Source organism: Sphingomonas sp. SKA58, from assembly GCF_000153545.1.
In the GTDB taxonomy this organism is placed as follows: domain Bacteria; phylum Pseudomonadota; class Alphaproteobacteria; order Sphingomonadales; family Sphingomonadaceae; genus Sphingobium; species Sphingobium soli.
The window spans coordinates 938123-962707 of record NZ_CH959307.1; the positions used below are offsets into that span (position 1 = coordinate 938123).

Genomic DNA, 24585 nt, shown 5'->3' on the forward strand with positions numbered 1-24585 from the left:
TATGACCGTTTCAACAGAACTTGCCGGAAAACTGGAAGAGATATTCGAGTTCCTGCAACGCAATCGCCACTTCAATGAGCATGTGCAGCATTGTGCCTATCGTCAGGACGTGCTGCCATGGCTCGACACGGAAAGTAAGCTCCGATCGCTGCTGTATTCGAAGGCCAATACCCAATCGGCCCCCAAACTGGATCTGCTCGCACAGGCCTGGAAAAAGCTGCACATTCACCGCGCGGCCTTTGGCAAGGTCCAAACAGTTGGCGAGTTGGTTGAGGCCCTGTGGCTAATCGGCAATTCGGATCTGGCCGCGGAAACAAAGTTCGCTAAACTGCCAGTTTTCGAAGAAATGTGGCTGGCACTTCGTTCTGTCGCAGGATTCGGCGAAAAGACCGCCGCTCTCTTCGTCAAGTCGATCGTCGAGATTCACACGCTGGACTGCAACCGTGAACTTCGGTTCCTGCAGGATTTCACCGTTAATCCGCATGATACCTTACATGTACCTGTGGACAAAGTGATCCTGCATATCTTCGCGGCAATCGGAATGAAGTCTCCCAACTTCACCAAGATCAATGCGGTAATCAGAAAAAGCGGCCTGATTTGCGAGGAAAGGCCGACGCTCTGGGACGATCTGTGGTTCTGGGGCTTCATTACGCAGAAGGGCGAGCGCGAAACAGCCCAGCAGACACCGACTCGGCGGACTATGATGAATGAACCCAAATTCTGGTCGATCCTTGGTGCGCCTGCAGATCAGTTGCCCGAGGTCACTGCCGCGGCCGAAAAATTCATCGCGATCGTCGCGAGGACACCTAAGGTGACAGGGCCAGCATGCATCGCAGCTGAGTAGACAACCCAGATCATTGCTCAACGATAATAGACAGACAGTGGACTGAGGTGCCCACTTCCATAAAACCGGCCCTTCTGCGACCGACACCTCTGAAAATTTGTGGCTCGGTTCCCGCAGGACACGCTTCATGCTAGCGCGCAAACATCCTGCTGACGGAATGGGGGTATGATGCACTGGCTAGACCGCAGAACGCCGGAGTCGCGCAAATCTTTCGATGCCCGGTCCGCCGGCGATGTTGACTATGGCCGCGTGGTCCACTCAGCCTCCTTCCGGCGACTGCAGGGCAAGACCCAGATTCTCAATCTTGGCGATAGCGATTTTTACCGCACCCGGCTCACGCACTCTCTGGAAGTGGCGCAGATTGCAGGCGGCTTGGTCAAACAGCTCGTACACAATCTTCCTGGTCACCCCGCGCTGGACTACCTACCAGAACACGCTCTCATCCAAGCCATCGCCTGCACCCATGATCTGGGCCATCCCCCATTTGGGCATGGCGGCGAAGTCGCTCTGAATTACTGCATGCGGGATCATGGCGGCTTCGAAGGGAACGGCCAGACGCTCCGGATCCTGTCGAGATTGGAGAAATTCTCCGAGTCCGCCGGTTCCAACCTAACCCGCGAAACGCTGTTGGGTGTTCTCAAATACCCTGTTGCTTTCAGCCAGGTGGCGAACCCAGATCTCCGACCGGGGATGCTTTCCGACACCAGCGGCACGCCGCTGCTCGACCGCAATGCTTCCGAGCCCCCGAAATGCTATCTGGACTGTGAGCAGGACGTCGTAGATTGGATCCTCGCTCCGATGACCACGAGTGATCAGAAGGCCTTTCGGCAGTTTGACCTCCGGCCAGAAAAGCACGCGAAAGCGCGTCACAAAGGGTTTGCCTGCTCGATCATGGACCTCGCGGACGATATCAGTTTTGGCATCCATGACCTGGAGGATGCGCTAGCCCTGAAGCTGATTGATCAGCAGCAGTTTCAGACACATGTGCCTGCATCGGCTTGCCAAGGCCTGCTCGACTATCTGAACAGCCAGTATCGTGGCCAATATGGCAATGACGTGTATGGCGGCCTGCTTAACCGCCTGTTTGGAGACGGCAACGACCGCAAGCACCAGATCAACCGGATTCTCAATTTCGTCATTCCGAGCATTCAGATCCGTGAGGAAGCCGAGTTTGAGGAGCCAAGGCTCATGTATCGAGCCGAGGTACCCAAACCCGTGGCGGACTTCTTGGCCGCCGTGACGAAGCTGGTTTACGAAGAGGTGATCTGTAGCCCCAGCGTCCAGCATCTGGAGTTCAAAGGGCAAATGATGGTGATCGCCGTTTTCGAGGTAATGAAGTCCGAACCGAAGCGGTTCCTCCCCAACGACATCTACGTCAAATTCGGCGCATCTGCCGAACCTATGCGAATTATCTGCGATTATGTTTCGGGCATGACCGACGCCCATCTCTTGCGGACCTATGAGCGGCTCTTTGCCCCTCGGATGGGATCGGTGTTCGACAAACTCTGAAATCCAATAACAGAAGGATGAGGTGCGCGCCTCCAAATTTACGACCGCTTTTGACGCATAAGAAATTTAGCAGACTCCCATCGCCAGCAGGGAGCAAGTGTGTCGGAGCGTGAGAATAGCCTTTTAGCCTGGGTGGGAACGGGCATCGTCTTCGCATTGATGATGCAAGTGGCCCCATTCCGCTGGGCCATTTACGCGCTTACTGCCTGGCTCGGCTTCCTGTTCGTCCAAGATTGGTGGAGCGAACATGAGTTACCGCCAGGCTCTCCTGATGCAGAATGGCAGATTGAGGCACAGGATCTCCAATCCAATGCCGACGATCAGCAACTTCGCTACTCGGTGCAGGGGTGGCTTCAAAATCGCGGGAACGAGGCGCTCGAAAGCGCGCTCCTGGCAGGTCGCCTTTACGAATGCGATTCGCCCGACGAACCCATTGATCGATGCACCCCCGTCAGCGAAAGCCATGACAATCTGACACTTGATCTGAAGCCAGGTTTTCGCACGCATTTCACGGCTTACCCACAGTTCAGCGGCGCAGGAGGCCCCAATCCGCGGGTGGTTTGGAACATTCGGAACATCATCGCCGATAATGACTGGAAGCTGGATCCATGAGGCTGATTCGCAGCGTGGCCACCTTCGCAGCAACCATGGAAGCGAATTGATGACCAACGATCAAATCGCGCTGGGCGCGGCCATAATGTTGCTGAGACGACATGGCGACCAAGCACCCACCAAGGTAGCAGCGCGGATTGGCGAACTTGCCGTCGACGGAGACTGGGAGGGACTAACCTTCTGGAAGGCAATAGCATCCAAAATGGATCAGATATTACATGCAGACTCGGTTCAGTAATGGCCGCGCGCCTTTGAGATAACAAACTTCAACCACGGCGCCGACAACTTGACATCTCGGTCGGCGCCATACAACAGATTCACTGGCCTTGGGGAAGGTCAAATATGGGGGTATTTCAATGAGATTCATGTACGCGGTGCTCGCCTGCGCCGTCGCCTCGTCGACGCTTGCTCATGCTCAGGTCCAGTCGCCTGCGCTGGCTGTTGGTCCCGCAGCCAACAATGTTCTTCGCACGGGCACGGAGATCCAACTCAAGATGGAAGAGCCGCTGACGACCGAGGGCAAGAAACTACGTGTGGGTCAGCATTTTAGGCTCTCGGTGATTGAGCCCGTATCTGTAGGTGGTCAGATCGTCATTCCGGTCGGTTCGCCTGCTGTCGGCGAGATAACCGAAGTCCGTAACAAAGGGATGTGGGGCAAATCCGGCCACCTGACCGCTTCTCTCCTCAATGTGAGCGTGAACGGCCGCCAAATCCGGCTTACCGGCACCTTTGACGATAAGGGCGTCACCGGAACGGCAGGGGTCGTCGCCGCAGTTGCCTTTGTTCCGGTCGTAGGCTTCTTCACCACGGGTACGAGCGCCAAAATCGCTTCTGGATCGCAAGTAAAGGGTTTCATCGGCGAAGATGTGCCGTTGGTTTTCGCCGAAGCCAAACCGTTTGAACCTGCGACCGTTCCTGTCGCAGCAGGCACTTCTATTGCTGCCGCAGTGAAAACGGCTCCGGCGGTTGCCCCTTATACAAAGTGATTCGACTTTAACACGGAGCTTAAATTCTTATGCGTTTCGTTCTGATTGCCGCCTGTTCGGTGGCTATTGCATCGCCTGCCCTTGCCCAACCAACCCAGGCTCAGTCGCTCGTGAACGAGGAAGTCGGCGTACCTGTTTTCCCCTACGATATCACCGACCGCCCCTACGAGGTGCTGGGCGAGGTTAAGGCTGGGGTTCGTAAGGCGACCGTCTTCAGCAAATCGCCTTCGCAGGACAAAATCTACAGAGAACTGTGGGAACGCGCGCAGAAGCTGGGTGCTGATGCCGTGATCAAAGCGCAATATGGTGATGCTCATGTGTCGGCATTCAGCTGGGGCAAAGCGAACGCGACCGGCACGGCGGTCCGCTTCTTGCCGGCTGGCAGCACCACTGCGGCAACGGCACCTGCTGGCTCCCACTAACTTGATGTTGCGCGCAGCCTTTATCGCTGGCGTTCTTCTGGCCAGCAGTCAGGCAATAGCTGCTCAGGACGCTGCCGCTTCGGAAACCACCATCGCCCCTGCCCCTTCATTCACTCCTCGCTGGGTGAAGGGTACAGATGTTGAACTGATGGTGGTTCGCGAAGTGAACAGCCGGTCTGCCAAGGCCGGCGAGCGTTTCAGGCTGCGCGTTAATTCACCCGTCACCGTGGCTGGAGCAGTGGCAGTTCCAATCGGGGCTATCGCCTGGGGGGAGATTGTTTCCGTCTCGGGCACGAGCGCGGCGGGTGGCAAAGGGCAGCTAAGCCTCCGATTGCTTCACCTCGACACCCAATGGGGGCCAGTCGCTTTGACCGGTACGAAAGGTACTGAAGGCGCCTCAAACACCGGCGGGGTCATTTTGGGCGTGTTGGGCTTTGGCATTTTCGGCCTCCTGAACAAGGGCGGCAATGCGACGTTCAAGGCGGGCGATATCATTCATGGGTATATCGCCGATGGCGAAGAGCCTGCTCCCGCGCCTCTCTTGATTTCGAAACAAGATGTGCCGCATTCATGAAAATGGTGCTGCTCAAATTGTGATTTAGGCATTCGAGAATGCGAGGCTCGAGCATATGTCGTTCCGTTACCCACCTTCTAGTCCGCTGCATCCTGAAGCGCTCAAGCAGAAGCAGCGAAGCCTTCGCGAGGGCTTCGCTATGCCTCTCACCCTTCGAGTTCACCGAGCACTTTCTTGGCTCCGCAGGGCAGAAGCCGACGAGGGTGACGAGGACGTACGCTTCATCCTGCTGTGGATCGGTTTCAACGCGGCCTATGCCGGTGACGTTGGTTTAGCGCTGGGTGGCGAGAGTCAGCGCGAGCGCGACGCCTTCGCGCGCTTTTTCTCCACTCTGGTCAGTTTCGATGGCAAGCATCGGATTTATGACATGGTCTGGCAGCGCTTCAGCCAGGAAATCAGGCTGCTGCTGGACAACCGCTACGTATTCGCGCCTTTTTGGCATCATCATAATCATATTGCTGGTTTTGAGGACTGGCGCGAAATGTTGGAACGTGAGCGTAACGCGACGGCGAATGCGCTTCGTCGCCATGACACGGCGACCCTGCTGTCGATCCTGTTTGGACGCCTGTACGTTCTGCGAAACCAGCTAGTCCATGGCGGCGCGACTTGGAACAGCGATGTGAATCGGACGCAAGTTCGAGATGGCTCAGCTCTGCTGGGGTGTCTGCTGCCGCTGTTTATCGACCTGATGATGGAAAATGCAGATCATGAGTGGCCGATGCCCCACTATCCGGTGATCGATTAGGCGGCAGCGTCCTGATCACCTGAGCCGTGATCGACATGTTACTGATGCGGCTGGACCGTCGCTACAACGCGTCGCGGGATGTCCTGCTTGCAATATGGGTGCGGACAATATTCCAACTGTTACGTAGCTGCAGCCGGCGGCTGTCGATTTCCTCCCGCGCGCGCTTCGCGATCCGTTCAAGGTCAACCACCAGCTCATCAGCAACGCAGCGTCGCTCTGAGGCGGCGGCATCCTTCATCAGTGCCGCTGCGGTTGACACGGCTTCCGGAACCGTGCGGGAGATGAATGTAGAACAGTCGATGATGCTCCATTCGACCGCCTCCCCGGCTGCCATCTCCAGCACCCGAGCACAGCTACGCCGAGCTGAAGAAAGACGCTGCGTGTATTCTGGCGCAAGTTCACCAGCGATTTTCCAGGCTTCAGCGATATGTGGATCCGCCTCGGGCTCGAAAGCGTCCTCGACGACCGCAGAAGAAATCGTCGACTCCTCTTCAATCGCCGGCAGCTGACGATCAGCAAGTCCCTCACGGCGTCCGAATTTTCTCAGACACAGGACGAAAACCAAGATCGCAACGCCAGATACGGCAATTCCGAACCAATCACCCACCAGAGCGATGGGCAGCACAACGAAAGCGATAAGGCCAGCCAATGCTGCCACCAACGCGGCGCCCGCAACATTTGCGAGGACAAAAGCGGCATGGACGAGGCCTCGCAGCCCCTTGCGCAGCACCTTCCCAATCAAGCGTAGTAGAAAGACGCCCATGATCAAAACAAGTGCGAGGAAAATGAGCCGGCCCAACTTACAAGTTCCCGACAAAATCGCCTGGTGCAACCATGGGCGCTCCGTTTTTGTCTGGCGCACTCACCAAGCCCGACGCTTCTAAATCGTCCATAATTCGGCGCGCATATGCATATTGAATTTCTAATTCCTTGGCTAATCGGCTTATTGAACCAGAACGTGAATTTCTGATCAGATCACGCGCCATTTCAACGCGATTAGCATGCATCTCCGCACCGTCGCCTTTCATATCAGCCGAACAGGCCAATGAGCCGTCTCACGCCTGATGCGAACATCATACCCGTGCCGAGCAGGACAAGACCTCCGATGACAATCGCTTCTAGAGCCACCAGATAGGGGAAAGGCGAACCATCAGCCTCACTATCCCGCTCATCCCAGCGACGCGACATCACCTGCACTCCCGCGCGAGTTCAAGCCCATTGTCCCACTTTCTCATGTAGACTGCTTGCCCTCGGCCAATCTGCTCACAGGCAACATTGACCCCATTCACATATATGTGGGCGAGGGTACGACCATAACGGTCGTATCCCACGCGGCGGATGCTGATGGGACCGTTTATAAGATTCTGCAGGCTCCGCTTACTGGCCTGCCCGTCTCCCGGAGCACATGCGCGCCCCTCCGGGCATCCATGGATTTCAGGCGCGTCGATGCCGACCAGGCGGACGCGTTCTCCATCCAAACGGATGGTATCGCCATCGACGACGGTTACAGCAGCTGCCAGCAAGAAAATTCCGATCATCATGGATTCCGTTCAGTGATTTTCACCGATTGCCCCGGCAGTAGCGAACTTGCCGGAGCATCAACCGGCGGACCAAGCCTTTGGGAGTTTTGGCCATTTGCCAGCGGCTACAGTCCGCTTCCAATCGAAGCTTACTGACCTGACTTGATGTTCTTCGCCAACACGGAAATCGCGCCGCCGATCAACAGGCCTGCCCCAACTGTCACGAACGGCACGACCGCGGCGATAGCGGCACCTGCTGCAGCGCCGGTGATGGCCGTGCGTCCCATCTCGGTGTCCCAGGCTTTCTTCACCCCATCGACAGTCTTCTCGCCGATTTTCTGGCCGACCTTCGCGGCGCTGTTTCCTGCCTCTTTCAGCGTATCTCGATCAATCTTCATGCTAATTCCCCCGTTTGATGCTCTCACCACCCCATCCTGGCTGCTGGGTCAAGATGGTTCGGCCTTTCAAAGGCCATGAGCATGTAGGTACGACCACATCTGTCAGATTCGGTCGCAATAGCTCTCGCCAACTTCACGCTGGCGCCATGAATATGGCCCGAGAGGATATGAATGGACCAAAGAAACGCTGCTAATCTGCCTCGCACCAGTGCGAGCCATCCGTTGAAGATCGCGTTCGTCCCAACCGGCGGCACCCGTGGCAGAATAGGGATTACATTCTGCCCGGGTAAAAAGCAGCAAGATGCGCTGACGGGGGCATGGAACCGTGACCTCTGCGTAGACCTAGAAGCCATTCAAGCCAGTGGCGCGGCCGCGGTAGTCTCTCTGATCGAAGCCGAAGAATTCCTTAGCCTCGGCGTGGAACGGCTCGGCGAGGAAGTACGCGCACATCACATGGACTGGTTTCATCTGCCCATTGAGGATGTCAGCATTCCATCCCCGGCATTCGAGCAGGCATGGGCCGTCACTGGCGCCAATCTGCGCTCCCGCCTACGCCAAGGCTTCGATATCGTGCTACATTGCAAGGGCGGTTTGGGGCGCGCTGGAATGATAGCCGCGCGCCTACTGGCCGAACTGGGGACCGAGCCGAACGCTGCCATAGCGCGGGTGAGAATGGCTCGCCCCGGAGCGATCGAAACTCACGACCAACTCACCCATGTGCAGCAAAGGGTCACAGTCGAAGAGGTTCGTCCCGCCAAGACCTCCACGGCAATTCGTGCTCGCGGCCGAGGCGCACTGATCGGATTGGCTGTAGGCGACGCCCTTGGAACGACATTGGAGTTTGCGCGCAGGGACAGCTATCCCCTCCTAACCGACATGATCGGTGGCGGCCCGTTCGGCTTGAGGCCTGGCGAATGGACAGACGACACGTCAATGGCCCTCGCCCTGGCGGATAGTCTTTTGACCCGCAACGGTATCGATGAAGCTGACCTAATGAAGCGCTTCGTGGCTTGGCGGGATGAGGGATCTTATTCGTCAACTGGGCACTGCTTCGATATAGGCATGACCGTCAGCGCGGCATTGGCTCGCTGGGACCAATCGGGAGATCCCATCGCCGGATCGACAGATCCAGCCACAGCAGGGAACGGCAGCCTGATGCGCCTCGCGCCAGTCGCTCTTCGATATCATGACGACATCCCAGCACTTGATGACGCGGCAGCACGTCAAAGCCGGGTCACGCATGGAGCGACCGAAGCAGTAGATGCCTGCGTCATCTATGCACGAATGACCGCGAGCGCGATTTCCGGTAGCACCCTGGACGAGGTTCTCAACATCAGGGCCGAGGGCCTGGCCAGGAAGATCGCCGACATCGTTGGTGGCTCCTGGCAAGGTAAGCCAAGGGAAGATATTCGCGCATCGGGCTATGTCGCGCATTCGCTGGAAGCCGCACTCTGGTGCATTGGTCGAACCGGCAGTTTCGCAGAAGCCGTCCTGACTGCCGCCAATCTCGGAGAGGATGCCGACACCACGGCTGCCATTACTGGCCAACTCGCGGGTGCCCTTTATGGCGAGGACGGAATCCCAGAAGCATGGCGGCATCGGATCGTCGCTTATGAGCGACTTGGCGAAATGGCGGATCAGCTCTTATCCCGGTAAGCTGTAGCAGCGACGCCATTGCTTCGGTCGCCCTGCCCCCTACCCCCATCCCTCGGCATCGGGAACCTCGATTTCCTTCATTAGGCTCTTGAAAGAGCGGCGAAAGCGGTCGTAGTTGGGCACGAATGGGGGGGTAGTGCAGCATGACCGATCGTATGGCCAAATTGGACCGATTATTGGCGCTCGTACACGCGCTATCGGAATCGACCGAGGGCCTGACACTCGACGAAATGGCTGAAACACTGGGGGTCAATCGAAGGACCGCCGAGCGCATGCGCGACGTCATCGCGCGGCACTTCGACCTTGAAGAAGTAACAGAAGATCGCCGTAAGCGCTTTATCATCAGAGACAGCCTTCGGCGCGTCTACACCCGCCCCACTGCGGCTGAAGTTGCAGCACTTACGGCCGAGGCTGATGGGCGACGAGGGGCCGGCCAAACAGTTCGTGCCGACCAACTGGCGAGCCTCCTCGCCAAGGTTAAGGGCGCGTTTGACGACCGCGAAAAGCGCCGCATTGACCCTGACCTGGAGGCTCTTACCCGGCTCCAGCGGACGATGGTCACCGCCGGCCCCGTCGCTACAGTTCCGCCTGAGACGATTGCGGTCGTCCAAGCGGCGATATTGTCCGGTTGCTGCCTTGAATTCAGTTACGCCGCGGTACAGCAACAAGAACCGCGCTGGCGACGGGTTATACCCTTTGGCATTGTTCACGGCCCTCTGTCCTATCTGGTAGGAAAGATGCCTGATCGAGAAAACGACCCGGTCTATTATCGACTGGACCGTATGATCGAACCCCGGCTTAGCGAAAAGCTCGGGTGTGCCCCGGATGACTGGGACATTGATGCCTGGCTGGCCGATAGTTTCGGGGTCTGGCGAGATGAAAAGCAAGACGTCGTGCTTCGCATTCATGCATCTGCCGCCTCACGGGCTCGCGAATGGCGTTTCCACCGCAATCAGCAAATAGAACAGCTGGAGAATGGTGATCTTCTGATCCGCTTCACCAGCGGCGGCATGCGAGAGCTGGCAGAGCATCTATTCACCTGGGGCAATGAGCTCATCATAGAGCAGCCTGTCGCGCTCATTGAGATGATGCGCCAGCGCATCATGGCGGCGCTGACGATGCTGCCACCGGAAGCCGCCTCGCCTAACACGACCATTTTTGTCGCGCCTACGATGCATGGTTGAAGACATGACGATCAACTCTTCGATTTTCCGCCTCACCCTTGCCCGCCTCTCGGTAAAGGTGACGGCATGAGCGTAGCGCCTCGCACCTTTGGGCTTTCCAAGTCCAGGATCACTTATTTCGAGCAGTGCCCGAAGCGACTGTGGTTATCTGTGCATCGCCCCGAACTGGCTGAGACAGACGAAGGCGCAGAAGCGCGATTCGCTGCCGGGCATGAGGTTGGCGCGGCCGCATGCTCGCTCTTGCCGGGCGGGGTCATGGTCGAGGCTGAACCCGATCTTTCCGCGGCGCTTGCCACTACGAAGGCTTTGCTTGAAAGTGGCCATGAGGATCCGATCTTCGAAGCCACATTTCAACATGATGGCGTTCTGGTGAGAGTCGATATTCTCGAGCCGAACGGTATTGGCGGCTGGCACATGGCTGAGGTTAAAAGCTCAACCAAGCCCAAGGATTATCACGTAAATGACCTAGCCACTCAGGTCTGGGTCGCCCGTGAAGCCGGTGTGCCAATCGAGAGCGCCGCGATCCGGCATCTCGATACCGACTTCGTTCTCGAAGGAGATGGTTCGCTCGACGGCCTGTTTTTCGACAGCGATCTGACTTCCAACATCCAGGACCGGGTCGAAACACGGGCCGAGGTTGTAGCCGCAGCGCGCGAAACGCTCGCCGGTGAGGAACCCAGCATCCTCCCTGGATCACATTGCGACGGCCTACCATGTAATTTCGCGGCATATTGCGAGGGAGCACTTCCGCAAGGCCCGGAATGGCCGGTCACCGTTCTTCCATATGGCGGCGGGAATAACTGGCTGAGACGCGGGGTTGAAGATCTTTTCGAGATTGACCCCACGATGCTGACGAACCCCACCCATCAACGGGTTTACCAGGCTACCGTGACAGGTGAACCCGATCATAACGTTGAGGGCGCCCGCACCGCCATGGCGGATTGGTGCTTCCCCCGGACGTGGTTGGACTTTGAGACAATCGCATTCGCCATTCCGCGCTGGGTTGGCACGCGTCCATATCAACAGGTGCCCTTCCAATTTTCCGCTCATGTCGAAGCGGAAGACGGAAGCCTACAACACCATGAATTTCTGAGCCTGGATGGTGCGGACCCGCGAAGGGCTTGCGCCGAAGCGCTGGTAACGATGATTCCCAGTTCAGGCGCGGTAGTTGCCTACAATGCAGGCTTCGAGAAAGCGCGCCTTCGCGAGCTCTCTGAATTTTTTCCCGATCTAGCAGACGATCTCAATTCGATCATCGACCGGGTGGTTGATCTGCTGCCGGTCACTCGCGCCAACTGGTATCACCGCGACCAACGAGGCAGTTGGTCAATCAAGGCCGTGCTGCCGACCGTTGCCCCCGATCTTGATTATTCAGAGCTTGAGGTGAAAGACGGTGGTAACGCCCAGGCTGCCTATCTGGAGGCCATCTCTCCTACCACGACGGACGATCGTCGGGCTGCCTTAGATGCGGCGCTGCGAGCTTATTGTGGGCGAGACACAGAAGCGATGATCGTCCTAGCCAGGCACCTCACTCAAAACTGATATTGCTGCTTCAAGGCAGCGCTGGCCAGACCCATGGTCGAAATTACGTCCATTTCTGTCGCCAATTCCGCAAAGCTTAAGCCATGATCGAATCAAGACCCGCCTTCCGACTGATCCATAGTTCTGACTGGCACATCGGGCATGAGCTGTTCAGCCATGAACGAGAGGCGGAGCATGAAGCGTTTCTATCCTGGCTCCTCGACCGCCTCGTCGCCGAAGAGGCGGATCTTCTGCTCGTCACGGGCGACATATACGACGTCGCGAACCCTCCAGTGTCAGCGATGGCACGCCTTTATGCGTTCCTTCGGGATGCGACGACACGCTGCCCCAATCTGCAGATCGTCATTATCGGCGGGAACCACGACAGTGCAGCAAGAATCAATCTGCCCGCCGCACTCCTCGGTCCTGGACGAATCCACCTTATCGGCTCTCTCCCCCGTGTGAACGGCATACCCGATTTCGAGAGGATGCTGGTCCCACTCAAGGACCGGGCGGGCACGATCGTGGCGTGGTTAGCAGCGGTGCCCTACTGCCGGCCGGGGGACATGGGGTCGGGCGGGCTTCCAGAATTATATGAGAATGTTCTGACTGCCGGTGCCGAACGTGCGAACGGGCTGCCGCTGATCGTGACCGGCCACCTCCATGTAGCGGAGGGGGATGTCTCCGAACATTCAGAGCGTCGGATCACCGTGGGCGGTGAGGAGGCCCAGGCAACTTCACTCTTTGACGACCGTGCCGCCTATATCGCGCTCGGCCATCTCCATCGTCCACAGACGATCAAGGGCGACACTCTGATACGCTATGCAGGATCGCCGTTTCCCTTGTCCGCGACCGAGCGTCTGTACCGCCATTCGATCAGCATAGTCGATCTCCTCGGGGGCGGCGCAGCCGCTCGCGAAGAGGAAATCCCGCGCGTTGTTCCATTTCTCACGGTTCCCGCTGAGGGTCCGAAGCCGATCGGCGAGGTTGAGCTCGCGATCCAAGAATTGGACTTTGATCCAGAGCTTCCTCGCGGGCTTCATCCCTTCGTGGAAGTTTCAGTGCTCGTTGATGGCCCCGAACCCAACCTGCAAGCTCGAGTCATGGCGGCCCTCGACGGCAAGCCTTTGCGGCTAACGCGGATCGCGCGCGTCTCGGCTCGTGAGGCTACCAACCAATCCATAGCCGAACGCGAAGTCGATCTTGCCGAGCTCCTCCCCGAGGCTGTTTTCGCAGAGCTATTCGAACGCGCCCATGGCAGCGAGCCGCCAGAGGATTTGAGCCAAGCGTTCCAAGCCCTGCTCATTGAAACACAAATGTCGAGGGAGGACGTCTGATGCGCGTGCTCGCGATCCGCGGCCGTAATCTCGCCAGCCTCCATGGCGATTTCGAGGTCGATTTCGAAGCCGAACCCCTGAGCGACGCTGGAATTTTCGCCATCACTGGCCCGACGGGCGCCGGGAAATCCACCCTGCTCGACGCCATGTGCCTCGCGTTGTTCGATGCCGTGCCGCGCCTCGGTGCAGCACCGGCACGCGCCAGAATTGAGACGGTCCAAGGTGACGAGTTGTCGGCTGGCGACCCCAGGGCGGTCCTTCGGCATGGCTCAGGTGAAGGCTATGCGGAATTGGACTTCGTCGGTCGCGACGGCGAACGTTACCGTGCGCGGTGGACTGTTCAGCGGGCCCATAAGAGGGCCGATGGTCGCATGCAGGGAACCCGGCACAGTCTCACCAGGCTTGCCGATGGCGAGATCCTTGGTGGAACGAAGACTGAAACACTCGCGGAGATACACCGCCTAGTCGGCTTGTCAGCGGAGCAGTTTCGGCGAGCAGTCCTCCTAGCACAGGGGGATTTCGAGGCCTTCATCAAGGCAGATGATAACGAACGCGCGCAGCTGCTCGAACGGCTGACCGGTTCGCATATTTATGCGAGCCTTGGCCGCGCAGCGCATGAAAAGGCAGCAACACTCCGGGCGCAGCAACAGGCGATTCTGGACCGAATCGAAGCTCAAAATGGCCTCGACGACGAAGCTCGTCGGACCGCTGAAGAGCAACAAATCGCCGCGAAAGATGCTGCCGATCGAACTTCATCCACGCTTGGAGAACTTTCCAAAGCCGTTCGCTGGGAAACCGAGCGCGCTACCTTGGCCAACAAGGTCACGGAATGTGAGTTGGCCGTTTCGACCGCAAACGCTGCCCGGGAGGAAGCCGCTCCTCGGCATGAAATTTTACGTCTTCGTAAAGCGGCGTTCGCCCTTGCAGGAGATTGGACCGCCGTCCAAGAGGCGGGGACGCTGGCTCGCAGAGCTGAGCAAAATGCCGTCCTGCGACAAGGTGAACTTGATCAGGCACGCGAACGCGCGACCCAGACGGTCGCCGCCGAGAGCCAGGCGATGGTGAACCTCCAGGGCGAGACAGCGCGGGTGGCGGCGCAATCTCCTGAGATAGAGGAAGCCCGTACACTCGACCGCAAGCTTTCCGAAACGCGCGCATCGCTCAACGGTATTTCAGACGCACGCACTGCGCGCACGCAAGCTCTAGCCGAATGCCAAGAGGTTGAGCGGGCTGCTGGCAGTTCCTTGTATGAGGCCGTTGCATCCCGTGACGGTCATGCATCTTGGCTTGCGAAGTACGCTGGATTTGCCAGCTTGGCGACGCAGCAGACAGAACTTGCGGCAGAGCTCGTCGAGATCACCGCTGTCGATCTAAAGCTTTCGCAAATTTCAGGGAGCGTAGACGAAGCGGAAGCCTCCAAAATCGCGGCCAACAGTTCATGGGAGGCCTTCAAGGCAGCTGAAGAGGGAACAGCCGCCGCTGCCACATGGGCTCGCAACATATTGGACGAAGCCAAGGCCTCCGCACCATCCGAAGGCGACTTCTCCGCGCTTCTCGAAAAGCGGGATCGCCTGGGAGCCCTTTCCCCTCTTCTGGTGGACTGGAAGCATCATGAAGCCCAGGTAGGGGCATGCCGCGATCTTATGGCCCGTCTGCGGCGTAATTTCGGTGACGCAAAGGTTGAGCGCGAAGACCTCGTCAGTCGACACTCAGAGGTAAGCTCCAGCCTTCCCATCGTGCGGGCGCAATTGCAGGAGGCGCGCCGCGCTGGCGAGCTAGCCGAAGCAGCCTCTGGCGAAGCAGCAATGCAACTTCGCGCAACACTAGAGGAAGGGCAGGCCTGCCCGGTTTGCGGAGCCACCGAACATGCGTTGAGCGCGATCAATTCCCTTTTGGGAAAGCAGCTCCACGAACAGCGGGACCGCATCGTCGATCTTGACACATCATTGACGTCGAAGACCGCTGAAGAGGCCACTCTTGTCGCCCGCATCCAATCCACTGACGAATCGATCAACCGTCTGGAGCGCGACATAGAATGCCAGACAACCGCATTGACGACGGCCGAAGAAAAGACCGAGGCCGCCTTTGCTGTCCTGTCCGAAAAATGCAGCCCGACGGGCCTTGATCCGGCCGAGCCAAACTTCGAAGCCACTCTGGAATGCGCACTAGCCACACTCGATGGTCAGCGATCCACCATGACCGAAGCCAGGACGGCGGTTACCATCGCCCAGGTCGCTGATGAAAAGGCCCGGAGCGATTGGGAGAAAAGTCGCACAGCTTCCGGCGTCGCCGCTCAGACCTTCCGCGATATCGAACAGGAATTGAGCAGCCTACTGGAGCGCAAATCGCACGTTACCGAAACGCGGGATCGGCTCGCACGATCAATCGATGTGAGATTTAGCGGCACCGCAGATTGGCGGCAGCTTGCTGACCCAATAGGCTGGCTAGATGAACAAGCTGGCGCCTGGCGTACGCATTTTGCAGACCATTCTAAGATCGTCGAGGCCATGCCTGGCTTGGAGAAAACGGTCGCTGACGCGCGTGCGGAGACCGCAGCAGCCATCGTCCGTTTCGACGAAATCGAGTCCCAGGCGAAAGCCTGGGAGCAAGAGCAGATACTGCTAACGAACGCTCGGAACGACCTACTGGGCGGCGACACTGTTGAGTCTGTCGTCGCCCGAAACGAAGCCGCGCTGTCGCAGTGTCGCCAGGCATTGGAGACTGCCCAAAGTGCGGCGGCTCTCGGCCGTGAAAATCAGGCGGCTTCAGCGGCCCGCAAAGAGGCTGCCGATCAGGAAGCTAAACGCGTGGTCCAGGATCATCTCGACCGCCAAGGTCGATTCCACGTACGACTCACTGAGCTGGTCATTGAGGAGGAAGCCGTCGCTACTGCAGCGCGGGAAGGGCAGGTAGCAATCGACAGGGAGGTTGAAACGCTTACCGCAATCGACCGGGCCTTCGAAAATGCTGCTGCCCTATTGGCGCAGCGACAGGAGGATCTGATCCATCACGATCAGACCGATCCACCTGACCTCTCTGGCGACGCCCTCGTTCAGGCAATCAGCGAAGCCAAGCAAGCTGACGAGGCCGCTCAGAAGGCGCTCCAGGACGCCCAGTTCGTCCTGCGCCGGGACGATGAGGTACGGACACAGACCACAAAGCTTCGTGCCGAGCTGGAACGCGAGCGCACAGCGGCGCGGGTGTGGCTCGCCTTGGATGAACTTATCGGCGACGCGACCGGAGCCCGGTTCCGTCGTTTCGCCCAAGGGCTGACCCTCGATCGGCTGCTTGCGCACGCAAATTCGAGGCTTACGGATCTCAAGCCCCGCTATGAACTCCAACGCGCTCCTAGCGGCGACATGCTTATCCAGGTCATCGACCATGACATGGCTGGAGAGATTCGCGGGGTGCACAATCTTTCAGGCGGAGAACGCTTTCTGATCAGTCTTGCCTTGGCACTCGGCCTTGCCGAGATGTCCACTGGCCGCGGCCTCAAGATCGAGAGCCTGTTCATCGATGAGGGATTTGGCGCCCTGGATGGTGGAAGCCTCGGCCAAGCTCTGTCGGTCTTGGAGCATCTTCATGCAACCGGCCGCCGGGTCGGCGTGATCAGCCATGTCGAGGAGATAAAGGAAAGGATTCCCGTGAAGATAGAAGTGACACCAGTCGCACGGGGCCGTAGCGAACTGACCGTAGTCAGCGCCTAAACATTCCCCTGCGGCGAGCCGCACTCAGCGCTAACACTGACTACATGGGACTAGGTATGACAGATTTCAGTTGGGGCATTCTCGCACCAGAGGATGTTCCATCACTGCGGCGGACCCGCACACTCGAGCTGGCATCGGTAGTTCGACATTTCAATGAATGTTCCGTTCCAGGCATAGGCGGCATCTATTACGCCATGCCAATCGTATGGGCAGTTCTCGCAATTGCGCTGTGCGAAGACGAAGAGGTGCAAGTTCATTGCCGGTCACCACGCCGCCTCCAGACTGCCAACGCGATCGAAGCACGGGTCATGTGGACCGCACTTCGCAAGGGCGGAGATATGAGCCGGGGGATAGGGCATCGAAAGCTTGCCAATCGTGGTGAGGGAGACGCAACCTTCAGAGCCCTTGCAAGGCAAGGCGCCTACGTCACTCAGCCACTACGTATGCGGACAGTGCAAGCGCTTCCCGCGTTAGGCTTCGTCTCCTCTGGAGGCACGCGGTTCAACGATTATTCGCTCGCCGAGCCCGGAGGCGAAATCTGCGAAATCTATCGGCGTGAATATAACGCTTTGAAGAGATGGATGATGGAGTACGAATCTCCGAAGTCTCTGAAGCACCTTTTCCCCAGTGGAAAGGTTCGAGAGGAGGCCCGTCAGATCATCCAACGACAACTCCTCGAGCGCGGAAGGGATTCTAACCGCCGCCGAGCACTTCAGGAACTCGGCATGAGGGGCGCAGCACTGCTTGCCTCGGCGAAAGCTTGCCCTCCCCCGCTATCCCGAGATCATTTTGCCGATATTCGTGCAGGGATAGCGTTTATCGATCTACGAGACGCCGCACTAGCCGTTCTCAACCAGGTCGAGAATTACCTGCAAAAGCAGGGCGGTCGTCCGAGCAAGGCGACCTGCGGTCAACTTGCGCGCAACACGGCTGTAGCTGAGAAACTAGCTTTCTTGACCAGCACAGCAAAACAAATGCTCGACCATGTGGATAGTTCATCGGGGCACTCGGCCCATAGCTTCGCGAGAATTTGCCTTGGTAGTGCCACCAACGTCATATCGAGTCTAGCGAGACGAGATGGCACCGTTGTCATCGAGCAAGGCGATCACCTCTTCCTGGGGCCGGCAGCAGGGGGCGAGATCGAAGAATCCACTGCTGCCGAGAATCACAGCATGTCCGAAGAGAATGATTATCCGCCGCAGCTGCCACGGATCGCCAATTTTTATGCTCTGTTGGAAGATCTCGCATGAAATCCGAATCCATCCTCAGCCTGTTCAGGCCACCTGAAGATTACCGGGGAGATTTTGGCTATGTATGCGGTTTTACCGCTCATGCAGACATCCTGCACAGGATGACGTCGATCTTCACGCAGGGGCATAGACAACGCCGCATCGCTCTTGCAATCTACCTTCACCCGCCGGAAAACCACTTCCCCGTTACTCCAGGACTTCACCTTTTATATCGAAAGCACCAGCTGAAATGTGGCCTTCTGCATGCGAAGGTCGCTTTGTTGCGCTTCACCCGCGGGTCCGACACTGTTCTGCGTCTTGTAGTTTCGACAGGAAACTGGACCCATGAAACGCTGACTAGCAACATCGATCTGTTCTGGTCGGTGAATTGGGACAGCACCAAACCAGATAAGCAGGCGGCATCGGACATATTGGCGGCAGCTGAAATGTTCGATTGGTTGAAGCCTCAATTCGATACGAGCATTATAGAGATTGCCGCCGACGGAGATCCTCCAACGAAGGCGCTTGACGCGGATCTAGCCCGGATCGCGCTCGCACGCCGTCGCCCGGCCCCTCGGTTTTTCTCTAATATAGAAAAGCCACTGCTCGACGAGATCATGCAACGTGTGGAACGGCTGGAGCCGGTCCGCCGGAATCAGCTCATTATGGGATCGGGCTTCTTTGAGAGCGGAACTTCAGGGCTCTTAGCCGACATCGTTCAAAGGCTGCGCGAAATCAAGGCGCTGACGAAGAGTTCACATAATGAGGTGATACTCAACACCCTAAATTGCCAAGGCATCGCAGACCAATCCAAAGAGCTACAGGCAAGCAAGGACCAATGGACATTTAGGGCGCCCGAACCCGATAAATCTCAGGTAAATCTCCACGCGAAATTTATCTTCTCGGCGGGCGGAAGCCACACATGCACAAACGCATGGTGCTACATCGGCTCAGGAAACCTTAGCCAAAAGGGCCTAGCTCGTGCGGCAAACGCCTCCAATAACCTTGAAGCAGGTGTGTTATTCGAACCCAAAAGCCTGATCCGAGAAGGAAAGCATCCGGGCACCCTCGGCTATCACCTTCCTGTGACAGGCGCAAAAGTCGAACCTGCATCACTCAAGCATGGCGAAGATTTCGAGCATCCGGGAGCCGGGGTCGATGCCCCAGAGATCCCATACCTCGTCTGGTTCGAGGGGAAGCTGCACTTACCCGAGACGGTTTCAGCCGAACTCGCGCTAACAATCCTTGACGCCGACGGGCAGGAGCAAACGCTTCCTTACGCATGGGATCCAGCCCCTGCTGCTGTCACTTTAGCTGTCAGCAAAGCGGAAATCCCAGTTCTGGCAAAGGGTGACGGCTTCATCATTCCTCCCCGCGCACCGATGCGTATCGAAGACCTACTTGCCGGACTTACTCATTTCCCTGATCAGGCACCTGAATATCCCGATGACGATGATCCTTCCGATGATGACGCAAATCCAAATGATGGAGCGAGGATCGGCTTCCGGCAAACAGGAGACTACGCGACCCGGCGGATCATGCGACTGATGGTCAGCCTTTGTGATCGCCAGCCGACAATCCCAAGGGACGAATTTCGCAGGTGGACCAATCGGTGCGAGGAGCAATTAAAATCTTTGCTGCCGCTGGAGGATGCACTCATCAATCAGATACGAGGCTTTGGCATCAATCCGCTGACCGCATTGGCTGAATATCGATTCATGCCTGAATGGTCGGAGCCAAACGATCCGTTGGTCTCTAACCATGCGGAGATGGTGTCTCGCGTCAGCACGGCTTGGGGCTTAGATGCCCTCCCCTCCCTTTTTGTGAGTGCCTAATGAGTTGCAACTGGACGAAGGTGGCCGAGCAACTCGTTGCCCAGCCTTGGACAAATCTCGCTCTCACGCCGGGCCAGAGCAAAACCTTATGCGCCATTGCCTCTCGGATCGAGCAAGGCCAACGCAGTGTGTTGATTGCCGACGAAGTGGGCATGGGCAAAACCCGGATCGCTGCGGCTCTCGCCAGCGCGGTGGCTGATGCCGGCGGTCGCGTCGCTGCTGTCATTCCGCCAGGCATTGGTAGTCAATGGCAGAAGGAGATCGGGCTGGTCGATACTCGTCACCAGCCTCTTCTCCCGTTGCGCAGCATCTGGACCCTCCTGGACGCTTATCGACAAGGCGAACTCGCGAACTCAGAAAATCGGCGCATAGTCTATGAGCGCCGACGCAATCAGAAAGAATTGCCAGAGGATAGTTGGGCAGCCGAACCCATTCTCCTTCTGTCGCATAATTTAGGTAGATTTCAGCGTACCAGGAAACAGGAGGAATATGCCCGCCGGTTTCTCGATCAGCTGCGTAAATCGCTGGAAGGAAAGCGACGGTACATTCGCAACAACCATCCCGATGAGCAGTTTGCTCGTGAACTAGCGGATAGATTATGTGGAAACGAAACTGATGCATTTCGCGCTCGGCTTGATGCTTGTGAGAACGGCGACATCTGGGCCAGGTTTCAGGTTCTGCTCGGCCACGCGCTCGGCCCTTTCGACCTGGTGATTCTAGATGAAGCTCATAAGGCTCGACGCATCGATTCCTCCATCAGCCGTATTCTGAGCAAAATCGTATCGAGAGCACCCGATTGCCTGAATATAGGCCTGACAGCGACCCCCATTGAATTGGAAAATTCTCAATGGATTTCAACTCTAGAACGCCTGCTCCTACCTCCCGAAAAACTTCGGGAAATAAAGTCTGTCGTTCAGGCTTATGAGGAAGCCATCACCTGCCTCAACCGGGGACCGTTGACCAATTCAGCAGTAGCGAAGTTTGAATCTCCGGCACGTCGGATGACAGAAATTCTAGGCCCTTGGGTTCTTCGCCGAGATCAGCGGGATGATGAATTTATTCAGGGTTTTGTTCGGCATGCGAAACTCAACCAGCATGACGGCCATCGCAAACGAAAGGATAATCCGATTGCGTTCGGCCAAATGGAGCTGTCCTGGAAGCGTGCCTTTCTAGCGATGGAAGCTCTCTCACTGAAGAGACAGGATGTTTCCCCCGAGCAAAGGCGTCTCCGATTGGGACTGGCGGCCGCCGTCGATGCTGATCCCGCCATCTTTGATGAGGAGAAGCTTACTACAGATGGAACCACGGGGCCGTGGCTAGATCTCCTGAGAACCGCTGGTCTCGACAAACCTCTAGCACGTTTCACTAACCCCCTGCTGAAAGAAGCAGTTCGCTTGATCGAGGAACGAACTGCGCGGGGCGAAAAGGTGCTTGTGTTCGGTCGTTATAATGCTCCCCTCGCAGCATTAACGAACCTACTCGACATGCGTGAACTCGTCAGGCGGCTCAATGAACCAGAAAATTTCGAATGGCCACAAACCCACCTATCACTTGCTCAAAAACAAGCTTTCTCGGTGGCATTTTTTGAGCGCGGCCCGCGATGTGAAATCCGGCACGCCGACGGGATCGACAAATATCTTACCGAGAAATATCAACAGCACGAAAATGCACGACGTCCTGTGCGTGAGCAAGTCCGGCCCATTCTCGCCAGCCTTCTTAGTAACCACCACGTTGAACTAGATGATGTTTCCTTGGCAGCATTATTCCGTGCGCTTGAGCCCCATGTGGATGAGCTTCTCGCCCAAGGCGGCATCGACCGCCAAGCCGCTGTAAAATGCGCCTTTGACGAACTTCTCTTGGGGGATAATCAGGACGAAAATGGCCTCACATCAACAGAGGCCGTTCTGGCATACCTAAAGGGGTTCGAAGGCCGTTCCGGACATTTCGCCAGTTTTCTCCATGGCGATGTGGCCGCTCAAACACGGCGCAACCTGCAACTGGCATTTAATCGCAAGCGCAGTTGGCCTCGTGTTCTAGTCGCTCAATCGAAAGTAGCTAGCGAGGGGCTAGACTTACATACGGCCTGCCGAACCATCCTAATGTTCCATCCAGAATGGAATCCGGCCATATGCGAACAGCAGATCGGCCGGGTCGATCGCCTGGGTAGCCTCTGGCGGGAAATGGCCGCTGACTTTGCGGCGGCATCCGAACAAAGCGGGGATGCCCCCCAGATTGAGATCATTATCCCATATGTCGAGGGCACTTATGCCGAACACAACCTGCGTGTTCTGATGACGCGTTGGGAACGCCTGCGTGCGCAGCTGCATGGAGACATCCGGATGAATCAGGAGCAGCCATGTGAAGACGAAACCTATAGGCAAAATCTGGAACGTGTGCGAGTTATGACGCCGAGTTTCAGACCTTGATCGGCACCGAACATGCTGTGGGTCCGAAGAGCGCTTGAAATTGGCTAGCGGTGGCGCTCCATCGCGGTGACAGTAAGGAAGGCCGGCCTGCCATGACCGACATAGACGTCGCTCAGAAGCCATGCCTCCTCGGCCTCCTTGTCGGCCTCGGCGATCGCCTTCCACCAGAAGCGCAGGGCCGAATCCCACCGATATCCCCGCGATTTCAGCCGGTCCTTCGCGTCGAAGGGCGCATCGATCGCATTGACGCGATAGGTGGGTTTTTCCGAACAGGCGATGAGCTTAGCAAGGACGGTTTCGCCGTCCGGCAGACCATGAGCCAGCAGATAGATGAGTGCGAGGATATCGTTCTCTGCCCGGTGGCCTTCATAGAACCAACCGCATTGCGACACGAGGTGGGCAAGGGCGCGGCCGTCAAATCCAAGCTCCAGCCAATCCAGTTCCGCCATGGAGCAGGCCCAGGGCTTGCCGGCGATGGCAGGCAGACGACGGTCAATGAACGGCCTGTCGAACGCCGCATTGTGCGCGACGATGATGTCGGCGGACGAAAGGATCTCGACGGCTGCTGTCTCGTCTATGACCTGACCAGCAAGGTCATCCGCCATAAGCCCGGTCAATTTGGTAATCCTGAGGTCGATCGGAATGCCCGGATCCTCACGCCAGACCCGAGGCACGCCGACCTGAATCACGCGCCCCAGAGCATCGAACCGAAAACGCTGAACCGCCAGTTCGATGATCCTGTCGGTTTCTCGATCGAGGCCGGTCGTTTCTACGTCAACCGCAACGCCAATCCTGCTGGGCGCCCGTGGATCAGCATCATGGAAAGCCGTCACAGGCATCAACCGGCGCAGGACCCGATAATCAGGATGACTGCTTAGCGCCTCCGCTGCGCGCTCGTGACGACCGTCAGCAGAGAACGTCATGATGCCAACGATCCCTTTGTCATTCTTCCACCACCCGGAAAACCGCGCCGCTGCCGGCATCCCTGACCAGATCAACCCGTTTACCGTCCCAATGATAGTCGAGATGCCTGCCCTGGACAGGACTGGAGGCACAGTCGGGGTAGAGGAGCCCGACACATTCTCCCCCAGCTTGCCGCACGCTCGGATAGGCTATCCCATCAGAACCAGCATTGCGCAGGGCAGCCCCCAGCAACTGGGCGGCCGTATAATCATCCGGATCGAGGCAAGCAGCGAACAGATCGCCCTGGCCGCGCAGATCGTGAAGGTCCGCGCAAACCGTCAGGATGATTTCCCGAAATTGGGAGGTCCAACCGGGAGCTTCGGCCGTGCGCGCCATGAACCGGGCATGATGATGGATCGTCTCGAACAGGCCGGTTTCATAGCGATCGGCGACGTAGAGGACGCCATAGCTCCCGTCGGAGAACCGGCTAGGACGGTCAACACTGACATGGGTAAAGGACGCCATCAGATAGGAAGCTCCGTTCCCACCCACCCGTCGCTCGGGAGGCACACGGTCGAGATTCCCGATCGATGCCCTGATGCGCGGGTTGGTCTTCTGCTCGGCCGACAGCAACAGAGGCCAATCCGCCGGATCGGCGATATCCTCGAATAGGTCGATGGGTGGGTAAACGCTGCGGATGATCCGCACTGCGCCGTCCCATTCAACTCTGCAGATTGGCAGTTCGTTAGCCGGGGTCACCAGCCGCCGCGTTCCGCATCAAGATAGCGCCGCACACGCATCAAGTCCGTCAGTTCGCCGCCCAGCATGACCGCCAGCGCACTCGCGCCCTCAAAGGCCGCATTGGACGCCTTTATCCAGTCGTAGCCCCGCAGCGGCTCCTGAAAAATGATGCGGAGAGCCTTATGGATGCCCATGAGATTGGATAACCGGGCAAGCCCATCGCGAGACATGCGCCCTGGCCCCTCGGCCTTCCAACGTCGGTAGGTGCGCACAGGCATGTCGGTCAGGATTGCTGCCTGCTCGTCTGTTATGCCCCATTTCCCAAAAAGGGTCGTGGCCGCCCGAAACATCGCTGCCCCTTCTTCTTGAGTAACGGGGCTATTCTGGAAGGGCCCAGGCGCCGTATCAACCAACTCAAGCATCGACATGCCATATC

Annotated in this window: 25 protein-coding genes; 17 read left to right on the forward strand and 8 right to left on the reverse strand. The window is 57.7% G+C overall.

What is annotated here, in order from left to right; all coding sequences use genetic code 11:
• The first annotated feature begins 1 nt into the window (after position 1).
• The 8 genes from SKA58_RS14000 (at position 2) to SKA58_RS14035 (ending at position 5692) form a co-directional block, all read left to right on the forward strand.
• Positions 2 to 844, forward strand: coding sequence for a hypothetical protein (locus SKA58_RS14000; protein WP_009823111.1), 843 nt, complete (start codon positions 2 to 4; stop codon positions 842 to 844).
• Between the two features lie 165 nt (positions 845 to 1009).
• A complete protein-coding gene (locus SKA58_RS14005; protein WP_009823112.1) occupies positions 1010 to 2353 on the forward strand; it encodes an anti-phage deoxyguanosine triphosphatase in 1344 nt (447 codons plus the stop codon).
• A 99-nt stretch (positions 2354 to 2452) separates the two neighbouring features.
• Positions 2453 to 2965, forward strand: coding sequence for a hypothetical protein (locus SKA58_RS14010; protein WP_156784213.1), 513 nt, complete (start codon positions 2453 to 2455; stop codon positions 2963 to 2965).
• 49 nt (positions 2966 to 3014) lie between these two features.
• Complete coding sequence (locus SKA58_RS20575; RefSeq protein WP_009823114.1) at positions 3015 to 3203, forward strand: DUF6961 family protein; 189 nt, start codon at positions 3015 to 3017, stop codon at positions 3201 to 3203.
• Between the two features lie 127 nt (positions 3204 to 3330).
• Positions 3331 to 3951, forward strand: coding sequence for a hypothetical protein (locus SKA58_RS14020; protein WP_037543654.1), 621 nt, complete (start codon positions 3331 to 3333; stop codon positions 3949 to 3951).
• A gap of 29 nt (positions 3952 to 3980) precedes the next feature.
• Positions 3981 to 4373: a heavy metal-binding domain-containing protein gene (locus SKA58_RS14025; RefSeq protein WP_009823116.1), complete on the forward strand. Its 393-nt coding sequence runs from the start codon at positions 3981 to 3983 to the stop codon at positions 4371 to 4373.
• A gap of 4 nt (positions 4374 to 4377) precedes the next feature.
• The gene (locus SKA58_RS14030) at positions 4378 to 4947 is read left to right on the forward strand and encodes a hypothetical protein (RefSeq protein WP_037543206.1); all 570 of its coding nucleotides are present in this window, start codon (positions 4378 to 4380) and stop codon (positions 4945 to 4947) included.
• 55 nt (positions 4948 to 5002) lie between these two features.
• Positions 5003 to 5692, forward strand: a complete 690-nt coding sequence (locus SKA58_RS14035; protein ID WP_037543208.1) for a HEPN domain-containing protein — start codon at positions 5003 to 5005, stop codon at positions 5690 to 5692.
• A gap of 61 nt (positions 5693 to 5753) precedes the next feature.
• On the opposite strand, the gene SKA58_RS14040 is transcribed toward SKA58_RS14035, so the two are convergent.
• The 4 genes from SKA58_RS14040 to SKA58_RS19545 are packed head-to-tail and all read right to left on the reverse strand — an operon-like array spanning position 5754 to position 7233.
• Positions 5754 to 6491 carry a hypothetical protein gene (locus SKA58_RS14040; RefSeq protein WP_009823119.1) on the reverse strand — a complete coding sequence of 246 codons (738 nt, stop codon included), beginning with the start codon at positions 6489 to 6491 and terminating at the stop codon, positions 5754 to 5756.
• A 1-nt stretch (position 6492) separates the two neighbouring features.
• The gene (locus SKA58_RS19540) at positions 6493 to 6720 is read right to left on the reverse strand and encodes a DNA translocase FtsK (protein ID WP_083784910.1); all 228 of its coding nucleotides are present in this window, start codon (positions 6718 to 6720) and stop codon (positions 6493 to 6495) included.
• Position 6721: 1 nt separating this feature from the next.
• Positions 6722 to 6880: a hypothetical protein gene (locus SKA58_RS20355; protein ID WP_156784215.1), complete on the reverse strand. Its 159-nt coding sequence runs from the start codon at positions 6878 to 6880 to the stop codon at positions 6722 to 6724.
• Positions 6880 to 7233, reverse strand: a complete 354-nt coding sequence (locus SKA58_RS19545) for a thermonuclease family protein (protein ID WP_332249873.1) — start codon at positions 7231 to 7233, stop codon at positions 6880 to 6882. The genes SKA58_RS20355 and SKA58_RS19545 overlap by 1 nt, the downstream gene beginning before the upstream one ends.
• Between SKA58_RS19545 and SKA58_RS20105 the strand changes: the two genes are divergently transcribed.
• Entirely contained in the window at positions 7120 to 7368 is a 249-nt protein-coding gene (locus SKA58_RS20105; RefSeq protein ID WP_009823121.1) for a hypothetical protein, read from the forward strand. The two genes, SKA58_RS19545 and SKA58_RS20105, sit on opposite strands and share 114 nt — an antisense overlap.
• Here the strand turns inward: SKA58_RS20105 and SKA58_RS14050 are convergent.
• The gene (locus SKA58_RS14050) at positions 7362 to 7610 is read right to left on the reverse strand and encodes a hypothetical protein (RefSeq protein ID WP_009823122.1); all 249 of its coding nucleotides are present in this window, start codon (positions 7608 to 7610) and stop codon (positions 7362 to 7364) included. The genes SKA58_RS20105 and SKA58_RS14050 overlap by 7 nt on opposite strands.
• Positions 7611 to 7832: 222 nt before the next feature.
• On the opposite strand from SKA58_RS14050, the gene SKA58_RS14055 reads away from it, so the two are divergent.
• The 8 genes from SKA58_RS14055 to SKA58_RS14090 all read left to right on the forward strand — a co-directional run bounded on the left by SKA58_RS14055 (position 7833) and on the right by SKA58_RS14090 (position 22505).
• A complete protein-coding gene (locus SKA58_RS14055) occupies positions 7833 to 9266 on the forward strand; it encodes an ADP-ribosylglycohydrolase family protein (RefSeq protein ID WP_232209433.1) in 1434 nt (477 codons plus the stop codon).
• Positions 9267 to 9421: 155 nt separating this feature from the next.
• Positions 9422 to 10450, forward strand: a complete 1029-nt coding sequence (locus SKA58_RS14060) for a helix-turn-helix transcriptional regulator (RefSeq protein WP_232209434.1) — start codon at positions 9422 to 9424, stop codon at positions 10448 to 10450.
• Between the two features lie 66 nt (positions 10451 to 10516).
• Positions 10517 to 11992: a DUF2779 domain-containing protein gene (locus tag SKA58_RS14065; RefSeq protein WP_037543212.1), complete on the forward strand. Its 1476-nt coding sequence runs from the start codon at positions 10517 to 10519 to the stop codon at positions 11990 to 11992.
• A gap of 83 nt (positions 11993 to 12075) precedes the next feature.
• Positions 12076 to 13308 (forward strand): exonuclease SbcCD subunit D, encoded by a 1233-nt coding sequence (locus SKA58_RS14070; RefSeq protein ID WP_009823127.1) that lies wholly within the window; start codon positions 12076 to 12078, stop codon positions 13306 to 13308.
• Entirely contained in the window at positions 13308 to 17015 is a 3708-nt protein-coding gene (locus SKA58_RS14075) for an AAA family ATPase (RefSeq protein WP_009823128.1), read from the forward strand. The genes SKA58_RS14070 and SKA58_RS14075 overlap by 1 nt, the downstream gene beginning before the upstream one ends.
• A 56-nt stretch (positions 17016 to 17071) precedes the next feature.
• Positions 17072 to 18265: a hypothetical protein gene (locus tag SKA58_RS14080; protein ID WP_156784216.1), complete on the forward strand. Its 1194-nt coding sequence runs from the start codon at positions 17072 to 17074 to the stop codon at positions 18263 to 18265.
• On the forward strand, positions 18262 to 20079 hold the full coding sequence (locus SKA58_RS14085; protein WP_009823130.1) for a hypothetical protein: 1818 nt from the start codon (positions 18262 to 18264) through the stop codon (positions 20077 to 20079). Before SKA58_RS14080 ends, SKA58_RS14085 begins: the two co-directional genes overlap by 4 nt.
• A gap of 20 nt (positions 20080 to 20099) precedes the next feature.
• Complete coding sequence (locus tag SKA58_RS14090) at positions 20100 to 22505, forward strand: helicase-related protein (RefSeq protein WP_198005973.1); 2406 nt, start codon at positions 20100 to 20102, stop codon at positions 22503 to 22505.
• Between the two features lie 44 nt (positions 22506 to 22549).
• Here SKA58_RS14090 and SKA58_RS14095 read toward each other — a convergent pair whose 3' ends face one another.
• From SKA58_RS14095 to SKA58_RS14105, 3 genes are read right to left on the reverse strand one after another with little or no spacing between them, the layout of a single operon-like run.
• On the reverse strand, positions 22550 to 23428 hold the full coding sequence (locus SKA58_RS14095) for a 3'-5' exonuclease (protein WP_037543660.1): 879 nt from the start codon (positions 23426 to 23428) through the stop codon (positions 22550 to 22552).
• Between the two features lie 19 nt (positions 23429 to 23447).
• Positions 23448 to 24116 carry an RES family NAD+ phosphorylase gene (locus SKA58_RS14100; protein ID WP_009823137.1) on the reverse strand — a complete coding sequence of 223 codons (669 nt, stop codon included), beginning with the start codon at positions 24114 to 24116 and terminating at the stop codon, positions 23448 to 23450.
• A 47-nt stretch (positions 24117 to 24163) separates the two neighbouring features.
• On the reverse strand, positions 24164 to 24577 hold the full coding sequence (locus SKA58_RS14105; RefSeq protein ID WP_037543214.1) for an MbcA/ParS/Xre antitoxin family protein: 414 nt from the start codon (positions 24575 to 24577) through the stop codon (positions 24164 to 24166).
• Between the last annotated feature and the right edge of the window lie 8 nt (positions 24578 to 24585).

What these genes read in the sequence shown, in the direction of transcription:
- SKA58_RS14030 (WP_037543206.1), top strand. Translation starts at nt 4,378, where the DNA reads ATGTTGCGCGCAGCCTTTATCGCTGGCGTTCTTCTGGCCAGCAGTCAG.
- SKA58_RS20105 (WP_009823121.1), top strand. Translation starts at nt 7,120, where the DNA reads ATGGATTTCAGGCGCGTCGATGCCGACCAGGCGGACGCGTTCTCCATC.
- SKA58_RS14080 (WP_156784216.1), top strand. Translation starts at nt 17,072, where the DNA reads ATGACAGATTTCAGTTGGGGCATTCTCGCACCAGAGGATGTTCCATCA.
- SKA58_RS14075 (WP_009823128.1), top strand. Translation starts at nt 13,308, where the DNA reads ATGCGCGTGCTCGCGATCCGCGGCCGTAATCTCGCCAGCCTCCATGGC.
- SKA58_RS14060 (WP_232209434.1), top strand. Translation starts at nt 9,422, where the DNA reads ATGGCCAAATTGGACCGATTATTGGCGCTCGTACACGCGCTATCGGAA.
- SKA58_RS20355 (WP_156784215.1), bottom strand. Translation starts at nt 6,880, where the DNA reads ATGTCGCGTCGCTGGGATGAGCGGGATAGTGAGGCTGATGGTTCGCCT.
- SKA58_RS19545 (WP_332249873.1), bottom strand. Translation starts at nt 7,233, where the DNA reads ATGATGATCGGAATTTTCTTGCTGGCAGCTGCTGTAACCGTCGTCGAT.
- SKA58_RS14070 (WP_009823127.1), top strand. Translation starts at nt 12,076, where the DNA reads ATGATCGAATCAAGACCCGCCTTCCGACTGATCCATAGTTCTGACTGG.
- SKA58_RS14025 (WP_009823116.1), top strand. Translation starts at nt 3,981, where the DNA reads ATGCGTTTCGTTCTGATTGCCGCCTGTTCGGTGGCTATTGCATCGCCT.
- SKA58_RS14050 (WP_009823122.1), bottom strand. Translation starts at nt 7,610, where the DNA reads ATGAAGATTGATCGAGATACGCTGAAAGAGGCAGGAAACAGCGCCGCG.
- SKA58_RS14105 (WP_037543214.1), bottom strand. Translation starts at nt 24,577, where the DNA reads ATGTCGATGCTTGAGTTGGTTGATACGGCGCCTGGGCCCTTCCAGAAT.
- SKA58_RS14065 (WP_037543212.1), top strand. Translation starts at nt 10,517, where the DNA reads ATGAGCGTAGCGCCTCGCACCTTTGGGCTTTCCAAGTCCAGGATCACT.
- SKA58_RS14095 (WP_037543660.1), bottom strand. Translation starts at nt 23,428, where the DNA reads ATGACGTTCTCTGCTGACGGTCGTCACGAGCGCGCAGCGGAGGCGCTA.
- SKA58_RS19540 (WP_083784910.1), bottom strand. Translation starts at nt 6,720, where the DNA reads ATGAAAGGCGACGGTGCGGAGATGCATGCTAATCGCGTTGAAATGGCG.
- SKA58_RS14035 (WP_037543208.1), top strand. Translation starts at nt 5,003, where the DNA reads ATGTCGTTCCGTTACCCACCTTCTAGTCCGCTGCATCCTGAAGCGCTC.
- SKA58_RS14005 (WP_009823112.1), top strand. Translation starts at nt 1,010, where the DNA reads ATGATGCACTGGCTAGACCGCAGAACGCCGGAGTCGCGCAAATCTTTC.
- SKA58_RS20575 (WP_009823114.1), top strand. Translation starts at nt 3,015, where the DNA reads ATGACCAACGATCAAATCGCGCTGGGCGCGGCCATAATGTTGCTGAGA.
- SKA58_RS14085 (WP_009823130.1), top strand. Translation starts at nt 18,262, where the DNA reads ATGAAATCCGAATCCATCCTCAGCCTGTTCAGGCCACCTGAAGATTAC.
- SKA58_RS14020 (WP_037543654.1), top strand. Translation starts at nt 3,331, where the DNA reads ATGTACGCGGTGCTCGCCTGCGCCGTCGCCTCGTCGACGCTTGCTCAT.
- SKA58_RS14000 (WP_009823111.1), top strand. Translation starts at nt 2, where the DNA reads ATGACCGTTTCAACAGAACTTGCCGGAAAACTGGAAGAGATATTCGAG.